The following is a 10196-nucleotide window of genomic DNA, read 5'->3' on the forward strand; positions in this document are numbered from 1 at the left end:
ACCTATGTGACTACTTTTATTATAGGTGATGAGGAAAGCGGAAATCAAAACATACTTCTCATACTTTGTCCATATATATGAAGAAGAAAGGGGAATGACGATGGATGTAAGAGAACATACTTTTTTCTCTCTGCTTATTATTAGTTATTTTATTGCCTTTGGAGTTATACTTGGTGGTTCATTAATTGGCGGATTTGGTGCATTTCTCATCGGAAAACCAACTCTAACTTATATTAATCAATTCGCCCAAAATTTAAGAATTTGGGCACTCGTTGCAGCAATTGGCGGAACGTTCGATACCTTTTATAGCTTTGAAAGAAGCTTCTTTGGCGGAGATATGAAAGATATCGTAAAACAAATTCTCCTTATTTTTTTTGCAACTGGCGGTATGCAAACTGGTCTTATTATTATTAAATGGCTTACACAGGAACATGTATGAGAGTACCCAGCGCCAATACAGCCAAAAGGTGGTATTTAGTTTTAGCTGGTGCTGCTGTTGGAGGAGTGTTGAGCTGGTTTGTTTTTTTGTACATATACGGTGTTTTTCAAGAAGAACAAACTAGTAAAATAGCAGAACAAAAAGAAATTATCGAAAAACAAGAAGCAAAACTCCACGTCCTTCTCGAAGACCAAGAGAAATTGAACACAGAAAATAAACGGCTCTTAACAATTCAAGAAATCAAAATAAAAATTATAAATCGAAAAAAATATAATTTAGACAATCTTACACTTGAAAACATGACCACTTCTATCCATAATGATCTCCAGCATCTTTTAACGAAAAACATTCAAAGCATCGCAAAAAATAAAGACCTGCTCAAAAAAGTCATCGAAAATAAAACGTACAAACATTACGATCGTATATACCGCTTTAAAGTAGACACAGTCTCTTTTGATACCGTACTTGAAATTAGTATTGATATAGAGAAAGAAAAATAAAAAAAGGAGGGCTTCAGTGCCTCTCCTTCTCTTTCGTTCAACATACAATTTTTATCTACACAGCTCACGTAAATCAGCAAACAGGCGATCTGCTTCTTCCCAAGAAGATGCTTTTGCACCAGAAGCCATCGGATGTCCTCCGCCATTATATTGCATTGCTAATTTATTAATAACTGGTCCTTTTGAACGAAGACGAACACGAATAACATCATCTTCCTCTAAAAATAGAACCCATGCCTTTAATCCATCAATATTACCAAGTGCTCCGACAACACCAGATGCTTCAGTAGAAAGTACATCAAACTCTTCTAGTACCTCTTTCGTTAATTTAATGTACGCTGCACCTTCTTCTACCATCGTAAAGTTTTGTAAAATATAACCGTTCAAACGAGCAATTTTTTCTTTCGTCTTATACATTTCATTGTATAAATCTGTGAATTTTACATCCATGTCAACGAGCTCACTTACGTAACGAAGTGTTTTCGCTGTTGTATTTGGGAATAAGAAACGACCTGTATCTCCAACAATACCCGCTAAAATAAGGCGAGCTGCTTCCTTTGAAATCGTTAATCCTTTATCTTTTCCATAACTGTAAAATTCATAAATCATTTCACTTGTAGAACTTGCTGTCGTATCCACCCATGTAATATCTCCGTACGGGTCTTCATTCGGATGATGATCAATTTTAATTAACATCTTTCCTTTTGCATAACGCTGATCACAAACACGCTCTTGATTTGCTGTATCACAAACGATAACAAGTGCATCTTCATATACACTATCTTCAATATCATCCATTACTCGTAAAAATGATAAAGAAGGCTCGTTGTACCCAACCATATAAATATTTTTCTCTGGAAACGATTCTTGCAGAATTGTACCAAGTCCGCACTGAGAACCTAACGCATCTGGATCCGGACGTACATGACGATGAATAATAATTGTATCAAACTCTTTAATTGCTCCTAAAATTTGCTCATGCATATGTATAATCTCCTTTTTATTCAACTTCTTCATTTTATCCCGCATTAACGTGTAGTAAGACTCCCACCTCAAAAGTATTAAAAACAATGAGGCAAAATTAATTTGGAGCCTGGATGCACGTAAAAGCCCGATTGGTGAGGGCTAATAATTAGTACGTGGGATCTCCCCACACTAATTAAAGTTTCACTTTATCCCCCATTATAACGGAAAACATTTCATACATGCGAACAATTGCTTTATAATAAAAGTTAGAAAGTTTAGATTTTTCTTTTTTCTAAATTGTTATTTTTATACCAATCGATGGGAGCGTGTATTATGCCAGTATTCGTCTTTTGTATTATCATCTCATTTGTGTTGTACCTCTTCTACAAAACAAAATTCTTTCGTACAAACCGTCCAATGGAGAAAGGTTGGCTCTCAGGAAAATCCGCAATGGCACTCGGCTTATTCGTCCTATTCTTTGGGATAAACCAATTCTTTTTAGAACTTTCAACTGCCCGTATTATCGTTGGTGTTTTGTTTATGTTACTTGGCAGCGCGAGTACATTTAATGGATTCCGCCAATATAAACACTTTCTACCATTAGCAGTCAAAGAAGCCGAATCTTATAAAACAACGTAAAAAAAGCATCAATATTGTGATGCTTTTTTACGTCCCTTAACTTTCAAAATCATATATGCAACAAACGCAGATGGGATATTAAAGAGATTACCTTGCACGTGAAAATGTAATTGTTCTTCTTCAAAAGACATCTGTTTGTATAATTCTTGCTGAGATAATCCTGTTCTTTTCTTTTTTTCATGCAATCCTTGTAAATATAAATATTGAATTGGTATCATCACAAGAAAGTAAAATAGTGCGATACCAGCAAAAAAGAGTACTTCTGATGACATATTGCATCCCCCTTCCGACATCCATTATCTTACAATCTAATTATATCATAGTATACACTCTAAATGGATTAATATTCTGTTTTTTCTAATTATACAATCATCTCTCCTTATATATATATTTCCAGCTAAAACTCCTCCACATCTTTAGCAACAGCTTCAAAACCCAATAAAACAAAAAAGATGGAACAAACCAAAGCGATTTGTTCCACCTTTTTATTTATCGATTAACTGCACCATAAGTAATGCTTTCCCGACAACATTACCTTCATGATGTACTTCTACATCAACCTTACCAAATTTACGGCCAATTTCTAATACTTTCGGATGAACCGATACAACATTATCAATTTGAACCGGTTTTACGAAATAAATTGTTAAGTTCTCAACAATTGAATCGCTCTTCTTCTGCGCACGAATGACGCGGTTTGTTGCTTCTGTCACAATTGTTGTGAATACACCGTAAGATAACGTCCCGATTGAATTCGTCATTTGTGGTGTCACTGAAAATTGATATAAATGCTCATTTTTTGCTTCTTTCGGCGTCATAAATTGATTCGTTACAATGTCATCAATCGTTTCACCAACTTGTGGTTGACGCTGAATCATCTGCAAGGCCTGAAGTACATCTTGACGACTAATGATACCTTGCAATTTATTTCCATCCTCCACAACAGGAAGTAATTCAATACCTTCCCACACCATCATACGTGCTGCAGCTGCGACAGACATTTTTCCGTTTACCGTAATAGGGTGTTTCGTCATAACTTTATCAATCGGTGTTTCTTTCGCAACACCAATCATATCTTTCGAAGTTACGATACCTAACACCTTTTTATTTTCATCCACAATTGGATAACGTCCATGCATCGTCTCTTCATTGTACTCATGCCATTTCTGCACTATGTCACTAGGCTTTAAATATAGTGTTTCTTCAATTGGTGTTAAAATATCTTCAACTAGTACAATTTCTTTCTTAATAAGTTGATCATAAATTGCACGGTTAATTAACGTTGCGACCGTAAATGTATCATAACTACTCGAAATAATTGGCAATTTCAATTCATCTGCTAACTTTTTCACATGCTCTTCTGTATCAAATCCACCTGTAATTAATACAGCAGCCCCTGTTTCTAATGCTAATTGATGTGCGTTCGTACGGTTACCGATAATAAGTAAGTTCCCTGCTTCTGTATAGCGCATCATCGCTTCTAATTTCATAGCCCCGATTACGAATTTATTTAATGTTTTATGTAGTCCTTCTCTGCCTCCAAGTACTTGACCATCGACAATGTTAACGACTTCTGCATATGTCAGTTTTTCGATATTCTCTTTCTTCTTTTGTTCAATTCGAATTGTTCCGACACGTTCAATTGTACTAACATACCCTTTATTTTCTGCGTCTTTAATTGCACGGTAAGCTGTCCCTTCACTTACACTCAAATCTTTCGCAATTTGCCTCACAGAAATTTTATGCCCTACCGGCAGGCTATTAATATGTTCTAAAATTTGATTATGTTTGGTAGCCAAATGGTTTCACCATACTTTCTTTTCCCTAAATTCTTCATGTGTTGTATTTTCAGTATACTATATTTTCAAAACTGTTACACTCTCTCTTTATATGCCTGTACCATTTTTTTTATAACAAAATACCCCTTACATTCCACCAGTCATTCTATTACAACAATGTAATGGTATTGTCATCTCGTTCGATAGTTTGTCCAGACGCTTCAATATACAATTAAGACAAGAAATGAAACAAAGGAGCGAATACATTATGAAAAAATTTTTAGAGGTTGTAGGTGCTGTATTTTTAGCTTTCGTAGATGGAAAAAAAGTTGCAATGGGGTTGAATGAAACACCCGAACAGCCACGTACAAAACGAGAAGAATCAGCTAAACAAATACAGGCTTTAAAAACTGTACTACACACATAAAAAACCCTTCACTTGTCATTTCAAATGAAGGGTTTCTTTTTTATAGTGTAATACTTTCTCCAGCTTCTAATACTTTCCCTGTACAATTTTGTAGCTTTCCTACAAATTGATATGGATCTTGTTCAATAACTGGGAACGTATTGTAATGCATCGGTACAACTGTTTTCGCCTCTATCCATTTTGCTGCTAACACAGCATCTTCTGGCCCCATTGTGAAATTATCGCCAATTGGTAAAAATGCTAAATCAATATTATTCAGTTCTCCAATTAACTTCATATCAGAGAATAAAGCAGTATCTCCTGCATGATATACCGTTTTCTCCTCTGCTGTAAACAAAATACCAGCTGGCATACCTGTATATGTAATCGTCTTATTTTCTTCATCAATATAACTAGAGCCGTGGAATGCTTGAGTAAATTTCACCTTTCCAAAGTCAAATTCATGTGAACCACCAATATGCATTGGATGTGTATTTACACCTTGCCACCCTAAAAATGTCGCTAATTCAAACGGTGCCACAACGACCGCATTATTGTTCTTTGCTAACGCTACTGTATCCCCAACATGATCACCGTGTCCGTGCGATAAAATAATCGCATCAACTTTTACATCTTCAGCCTTTAAATCTGTTTTCGGATTTCCCGTTAAAAATGGGTCAATTAAAATAACTTTTCCATTCGTTTCAATTTTTACAACTGAATGCCCGTGATACGATACTTTCATCATTACATTCCTCCCCTATTCACATTCTCACTTTTTATTCTACATGATTTCTCAATTCCCTGTCTTTTCTAACATCGATTTACTTGTCATAACGCTTTCCTCCGATGTAAAGTTATATTTGTAATTAAATATCTCGGGGGTGCCAATCGATGAATGCTAGATTAGAAAATTTAATGCAATGGCTAAAAGAAAAAAACGTAGAAGCTGCGTTCTTAACTTCTACACCGAACGTCTTCTACATGACAAACTTCCACTGTGAACCACATGAAAGACTACTTGGTATGTTTGTATTCCAAGAAAAAGAGCCTATTTTAATTTGTCCTAAAATGGAAGAAGGCCAAGCACGTAACGCTGGCTGGGCACATGAGATTATCGGATTTACTGATACGGACAGACCATGGGATATGATTGCAAAAGCAATTAAAGATCGTGGTATTGATGCAAATGCAGTTGCAATTGAAAAAGAACATTTAAACGTAGAACGTTACGAAGAATTAACAAAGTTATTCCCAAATGCAGCTTTCAAATCAGCTGAAGAGAAAGTTCGCGAACTTCGCTTAATTAAAGACGAAAAAGAACTTTCTATTTTGCGTGAAGCGGCTAAAATGGCAGATTATGCTGTTGAAGTTGGTGTAAATGCAATTAAAGAAAATCGTAGTGAGCTAGAAGTATTAGCAATTATTGAGCATGAATTAAAAACAAAAGGCATCCATAAAATGTCATTCGATACGATGGTATTAGCAGGCGCAAACTCTGCTCTTCCACACGGTATTCCAGGTGCAAACAAAATGAAACGCGGCGATTTCGTACTATTTGATTTAGGTGTAATCATTGAAGGTTATTGCTCTGACATTACACGTACAGTAGCATTCGGTGAACTTTCTGAAGAACAAACTCGCATTTACAACACTGTACTTGCTGGACAACTACAAGCAGTTGAAGCATGTAAACCAGGCGTTACATTTGGTGCAATTGACAACGCCGCTCGCTCTGTTATCACAGATGCAGGTTATGGAGACTTCTTCCCTCACCGCCTTGGTCACGGACTTGGAATTAGCGTACACGAATATCCAGATGTAAAAGAAGGCAATGAGTCTCTATTAAAAGAAGGTATGGTCTTCACAATCGAGCCAGGTATTTACGTACCAAACGTAGGCGGCGTTCGTATTGAAGATGATATTTACATCACAAAAGACGGATCAGAAATCTTAACGAAATTCCCGAAAGAATTACAATTTGTGAAATAATAAAAAAGGTAGCGTGATCGCTACCTTTTTATTAAAGAAGGCCCTTTAAAAAGTGCCTTCTTCTATCTCACTAATATTTATTTGAAATTTCACGATCCAAACTGAGAAAAGGTGGACAAGAAGCGCAAACGCCATACATGCTCCGCTTAAAAAAGTTAGTATAGGATGCGAATACACGTGCCCTAATCCATAGGATATCGCCACGAAAAACATTGTTATGTAAATATAAATTGCTCCATGTATTTGCCTCATATAAACCTCCTTTTCCCATATTATAACATAAATTTTCTGATTATTCACATTAATTAACTGTAATTAATATTTCTCCACTGTTACACCTCTAACAGCCGCTTTAATATATAGCGCTCCTTGTAAACCTTGTAAATCCTCTGTTTTTCCAGTTACGACTACTCCCTATATTGGTATGTCTTTTGGTTTCGTGTTTTTTATTTCTTTATAATATTGTTCAAAATAATCACTTGGTATACCTTCACTATTTTTTGCTAAAGACTTCATTTGGTACAGAAACTCTTTTGAGTTTATTGTTAAATCATTTTTCACACCTTCTGTTACTTTTGCATAACTCCCTTCAAATCCAAAAAAATTTTCATAATAAAAAGCACATATATTTTAATTTTTTAACATACAAATCAATTTTTTCGAAATAAAAACTTCCACTCATTTAAAAGATATATTCTCATAATATCTTTATGATTTAGTTGTCATAATAATTGAACGTGGATAAAATCCCAGCTTTTGATAAAACGATACAGCTTCATTTCCGTACACTACTATTAATTCAATGTCATCTACTTGCTTTTCTTTAAACCATTCCACTGCACTATTCATTAATTTCAAACCGAATCCGTTTCTTCGATATTTTTCATCAACAAATAAAACTTCAATCTTCCCACTTACGCTTTTACTATACGCTATACAAAAGCCTAATATATTATCTGTTTCTAACTCAATCAATAGTTCAATTCTATATTCTCCGTACTTTGAATTTTTTTTATAATCTTCAATACGTTCCTCAAATGTCATTCTTGGATAATCACCAGAAAAATATTTTGATTTACTGTTATGATATTCATGCAATTTATCTAATGAGTCTCTGATTATCTCTATTTCATCGAGAGTGATATATTTATGACTAATTCGCATCTTACAGCATCTCCAATAATATATATTTCACCAAAAAAGAGGATGGTTTATCTTTACAAAATACTACTCTATTATTTCATCGCTTCTTTCACAACATCTTGAATCATAACGACTTCCGTCTTCAGATCGACAGCCAGTGCTTCTTCATCAATACATTCATACCAAAACGCTAAGTGCTTTTTATCAATTGCATGATGAGAATTTTCGACAAGAGCCCCGCCTTCTCCTTGCACAGAATACCAATATAAGTACTCTTCTCCATCTCTTATTTCCCGGAAAATTGTCTCTACATACATCTTTTCGTCGTTTAATGTCAAAAGCACTTCTTTCATATTATCATTAAGAAGCTGCATCCATTCATCTACGCGATGACTTTTACCTGGCTTGACTTTGAATCTTGTTAATTCTACGTTCATCTTTTATTCCCCCATTTCTTGCGGACAAACAAAACATATTCTACTGGATTATGGAAGCTTAATTTACTAGCTAATTTTTGCGAGGGAATATTATCTACATTACAATCCCAGCATGGTGTAATATGATTTTGTATACACTGTTCAATGAAACGTGTTGCGACAGCTTGAGCTAACCCTTTCCCTTGATGTGCTTCATGTGTTGCAATATCAATTTCAGCAAAACCATTCCCTCTAAATATTGAGACGCATTCGGCTACAATCATCCCATCTTGTTCTATACAAAAACCAAAGCCGTTATTTAAAAACACTTCTTTTGATCCCCAATATTCTTTATAATAATCCTCTGTAAATTCATTACTTCGTTCTATATCACTTTTATCAATACGTTTAATTTCATATGTATTTTTGTTTAATTCTATTTTTCTATCTTCAAAAACTTCTCTTTGAAATTGAAATGTCATTCGTGGGATGTTCCGAAATGCATTACTAAAACGCTCTTCTAACATCATTTCCCACTCGTCACTCGAAGTGAACAATGTAAATCTCTTCTCTGTTTTTTGAATAGCCATTTTTAAATATGCAAATAAATATTCGTTATAATTTTGATCATCCGTATCACCAAATAAATAATAGATACCATTAGCTGTACGAATTAGTCCTGCTGTTAACTTCTCGTTTGCAAAAACTTCACCATCTATCATTTGATCACATACCGCATGAGCAAAGGTTGTTGTCCTTGTATGACCTTCTAAAATCGGAAGGATTTTTCTATACTGGGCTACAGATAATTTTTTCATAATTGCTCCACTTTAATCGTATCCGCCTCTATATTTTCAAAACAAAGATTTACCGTTCTCTTGAATGCTCTCGTTCTATGGATCGTGCATGCTGGAATTAAGATAGAATCATTTGGCTTTAAAACCGCCGTCTCTCCATCTTCAAAATCGATAAGTAGTTCTCCCTCTAGCACAATAAATAATTCATCCGAATTAGAATGATAGTGCCAATCATATTCACCAGTAAATACGGCGATTCGTAAACAATGATTATTTACATTTGAAACGACGAAGTTTTTATGTTGTTCTTGAATGTCCTTTGTTAATTCTAATAAATTTGCAGTTTCCACCTTTTGTCTCATCCTTTCATTAGTCGTTCTTCTGAAAAACTAACTTAGTCTCCACCACCTCCGCAATCTCCTCCACCATCACTTGAGCTGCTACAATCGTTGCTACTGTAGTCACCGAATCCACTTGATGAGCTTGCATAATAAGACGAATTTCTTTTCTTTTTTTGTACTTTTTCTCCACCATTCTTATTAGTTGATAGTAATGTTCCAAACACTAAAACATGTACTAAAATAGCTATCATAAAAAAAATAATAAGTACAAATACATGTAAAGATAAATTTGAAACTGGTAACTTAATTAAGTTAATAAAAATAATACCCATGACAATAAAATACATAACATTCGCAGCATCTATTAAACCACTTTCAATTTTAGACCTAGGTCTCTTTTTCGTAACTACTAACTCATGTTTACTCCTTATTACTCCTCTTTGTTTTTTGTGCTTCCTCCGCTTACTTTTTCTTCCCAATCTAATCCCTCCCTCCCAAAAAAATATATAATTCTAAATTATCACAATTACCACTTATTAATAGTGATACACGACAATTTTTTACAATTTATTTTATAAAAAAAGACCCTCCTCATAAAGGAAGGTCTCAAATGTATCTCTATTATGATAAAGCAGGAGCTTTTTCAAGAAGCTCTTTTGCATCTGCATATTGTAAGCTGTGCGCTTCTGCAACTGCTTCGAATGTTACGTAGCCATCTAATGTGTTAATACCTTTTAATAATGCAGTGTTGCCTAGGCAAGCTTCTTTGTAGCCTTTGT

General features: G+C 34.7%; 15 protein-coding genes and 2 pseudogenes. 5 read left to right on the top strand and 12 right to left on the bottom strand.

Annotated features, from left to right (window positions below; translation table 11 throughout):
- The first annotated feature begins 25 nt into the window (after nucleotides 1–25).
- Both CQ058_RS13830 and ytrI read left to right on the top strand, forming a co-directional pair.
- A complete protein-coding gene (locus CQ058_RS13830) occupies nucleotides 26–439 on the top strand; it encodes a YtrH family sporulation protein (protein WP_002015507.1) in 414 nt (137 codons plus the stop codon).
- The gene (ytrI, locus tag CQ058_RS13835; protein WP_002190855.1) at nucleotides 436–939 is read left to right on the top strand and encodes a sporulation membrane protein YtrI; all 504 of its coding nucleotides are present in this window, start codon (nucleotides 436–438) and stop codon (nucleotides 937–939) included. The genes CQ058_RS13830 and ytrI overlap by 4 nt, the downstream gene beginning before the upstream one ends.
- A 51-nt stretch (nucleotides 940–990) precedes the next feature.
- On the opposite strand, the gene CQ058_RS13840 is transcribed toward ytrI, so the two are convergent.
- Nucleotides 991–1923 (bottom strand): DHH family phosphoesterase, encoded by a 933-nt coding sequence (locus CQ058_RS13840; RefSeq protein ID WP_002167586.1) that lies wholly within the window; start codon nucleotides 1921–1923, stop codon nucleotides 991–993.
- Nucleotides 1924–2238: 315 nt separating this feature from the next.
- Between CQ058_RS13840 and CQ058_RS13850 the strand changes: the two genes are divergently transcribed.
- Nucleotides 2239–2544, top strand: coding sequence for a YtpI family protein (locus CQ058_RS13850; RefSeq protein ID WP_002129367.1), 306 nt, complete (start codon nucleotides 2239–2241; stop codon nucleotides 2542–2544).
- Between the two features lie 8 nt (nucleotides 2545–2552).
- Here CQ058_RS13850 and CQ058_RS13855 read toward each other — a convergent pair whose 3' ends face one another.
- Together CQ058_RS13855 and CQ058_RS13860 are read right to left on the bottom strand one after the other, a co-directional pair.
- The gene (locus CQ058_RS13855; RefSeq protein ID WP_002190856.1) at nucleotides 2553–2816 is read right to left on the bottom strand and encodes a DUF3949 domain-containing protein; all 264 of its coding nucleotides are present in this window, start codon (nucleotides 2814–2816) and stop codon (nucleotides 2553–2555) included.
- A 213-nt stretch (nucleotides 2817–3029) separates the two neighbouring features.
- The gene (locus CQ058_RS13860) at nucleotides 3030–4343 is read right to left on the bottom strand and encodes a DRTGG domain-containing protein (protein ID WP_002034295.1); all 1314 of its coding nucleotides are present in this window, start codon (nucleotides 4341–4343) and stop codon (nucleotides 3030–3032) included.
- Between the two features lie 247 nt (nucleotides 4344–4590).
- On the opposite strand from CQ058_RS13860, the gene CQ058_RS31825 reads away from it, so the two are divergent.
- Nucleotides 4591–4749: a hypothetical protein gene (locus CQ058_RS31825; RefSeq protein ID WP_002190858.1), complete on the top strand. Its 159-nt coding sequence runs from the start codon at nucleotides 4591–4593 to the stop codon at nucleotides 4747–4749.
- Between the two features lie 40 nt (nucleotides 4750–4789).
- Here the strand turns inward: CQ058_RS31825 and CQ058_RS13870 are convergent, their stop codons facing one another.
- Complete coding sequence (locus CQ058_RS13870) at nucleotides 4790–5473, bottom strand: metal-dependent hydrolase (protein WP_002088954.1); 684 nt, start codon at nucleotides 5471–5473, stop codon at nucleotides 4790–4792.
- A gap of 149 nt (nucleotides 5474–5622) precedes the next feature.
- On the opposite strand from CQ058_RS13870, the gene pepQ reads away from it, so the two are divergent.
- Entirely contained in the window at nucleotides 5623–6720 is a 1098-nt protein-coding gene (gene pepQ / locus CQ058_RS13875) for a Xaa-Pro dipeptidase (RefSeq protein ID WP_002190859.1), read from the top strand.
- 45 nt (nucleotides 6721–6765) lie between these two features.
- Here the strand turns inward: pepQ and CQ058_RS13880 are convergent, their stop codons facing one another.
- The 8 genes and pseudogenes from CQ058_RS13880 to CQ058_RS13915 form a co-directional block, all read right to left on the bottom strand.
- Nucleotides 6766–6972 (bottom strand): hypothetical protein, encoded by a 207-nt coding sequence (locus CQ058_RS13880; protein WP_002088956.1) that lies wholly within the window; start codon nucleotides 6970–6972, stop codon nucleotides 6766–6768.
- 63 nt (nucleotides 6973–7035) lie between these two features.
- Nucleotides 7036–7326: pseudogene (locus CQ058_RS13885) on the bottom strand (anti sigma factor C-terminal domain-containing protein); the annotation flags it as partial.
- Nucleotides 7327–7428: 102 nt separating this feature from the next.
- Nucleotides 7429–7884 carry a GNAT family N-acetyltransferase gene (locus tag CQ058_RS13890; protein WP_002190862.1) on the bottom strand — a complete coding sequence of 152 codons (456 nt, stop codon included), beginning with the start codon at nucleotides 7882–7884 and terminating at the stop codon, nucleotides 7429–7431.
- 71 nt (nucleotides 7885–7955) lie between these two features.
- A complete protein-coding gene (locus tag CQ058_RS13895; RefSeq protein ID WP_002190864.1) occupies nucleotides 7956–8300 on the bottom strand; it encodes a DUF6176 family protein in 345 nt (114 codons plus the stop codon).
- On the bottom strand, nucleotides 8297–9097 hold the full coding sequence (locus CQ058_RS13900; RefSeq protein ID WP_002190865.1) for a GNAT family N-acetyltransferase: 801 nt from the start codon (nucleotides 9095–9097) through the stop codon (nucleotides 8297–8299). Before CQ058_RS13900 ends, CQ058_RS13895 begins: the two co-directional genes overlap by 4 nt.
- Nucleotides 9094–9426, bottom strand: a complete 333-nt coding sequence (locus CQ058_RS13905) for a cupin domain-containing protein (RefSeq protein ID WP_002190866.1) — start codon at nucleotides 9424–9426, stop codon at nucleotides 9094–9096. The genes CQ058_RS13900 and CQ058_RS13905 overlap by 4 nt, the downstream gene beginning before the upstream one ends.
- 44 nt (nucleotides 9427–9470) lie before the next feature.
- On the bottom strand, nucleotides 9471–9896 hold the full coding sequence (locus CQ058_RS13910; RefSeq protein ID WP_002190867.1) for a hypothetical protein: 426 nt from the start codon (nucleotides 9894–9896) through the stop codon (nucleotides 9471–9473).
- 142 nt (nucleotides 9897–10038) lie between these two features.
- Nucleotides 10039–10196, bottom strand: a pseudogene (locus CQ058_RS13915) (alanine dehydrogenase); the annotation flags it as partial.

This window comes from Bacillus sp. MYb56, assembly GCF_002976445.1.
Classification (GTDB): Bacteria; Bacillota; Bacilli; order Bacillales; family Bacillaceae_G; genus Bacillus_A; species Bacillus_A mycoides.

Coding starts and splice junctions, on each gene's coding strand:
- ytrI (WP_002190855.1), top strand. CDS start 436: ATGAGAGTACCCAGCGCCAATACAGCCAAAAGGTGGTATTTAGTTTTA.
- CQ058_RS13840 (WP_002167586.1), bottom strand. CDS start 1,923: ATGCATGAGCAAATTTTAGGAGCAATTAAAGAGTTTGATACAATTATT.
- CQ058_RS13850 (WP_002129367.1), top strand. CDS start 2,239: ATGCCAGTATTCGTCTTTTGTATTATCATCTCATTTGTGTTGTACCTC.
- CQ058_RS13855 (WP_002190856.1), bottom strand. CDS start 2,816: ATGTCATCAGAAGTACTCTTTTTTGCTGGTATCGCACTATTTTACTTT.
- CQ058_RS31825 (WP_002190858.1), top strand. CDS start 4,591: ATGAAAAAATTTTTAGAGGTTGTAGGTGCTGTATTTTTAGCTTTCGTA.
- CQ058_RS13870 (WP_002088954.1), bottom strand. CDS start 5,473: ATGAAAGTATCGTATCACGGGCATTCAGTTGTAAAAATTGAAACGAAT.
- pepQ (WP_002190859.1), top strand. CDS start 5,623: ATGAATGCTAGATTAGAAAATTTAATGCAATGGCTAAAAGAAAAAAAC.
- CQ058_RS13880 (WP_002088956.1), bottom strand. CDS start 6,972: ATGAGGCAAATACATGGAGCAATTTATATTTACATAACAATGTTTTTC.
- CQ058_RS13890 (WP_002190862.1), bottom strand. CDS start 7,884: ATGCGAATTAGTCATAAATATATCACTCTCGATGAAATAGAGATAATC.
- CQ058_RS13895 (WP_002190864.1), bottom strand. CDS start 8,300: ATGAACGTAGAATTAACAAGATTCAAAGTCAAGCCAGGTAAAAGTCAT.
- CQ058_RS13900 (WP_002190865.1), bottom strand. CDS start 9,097: ATGAAAAAATTATCTGTAGCCCAGTATAGAAAAATCCTTCCGATTTTA.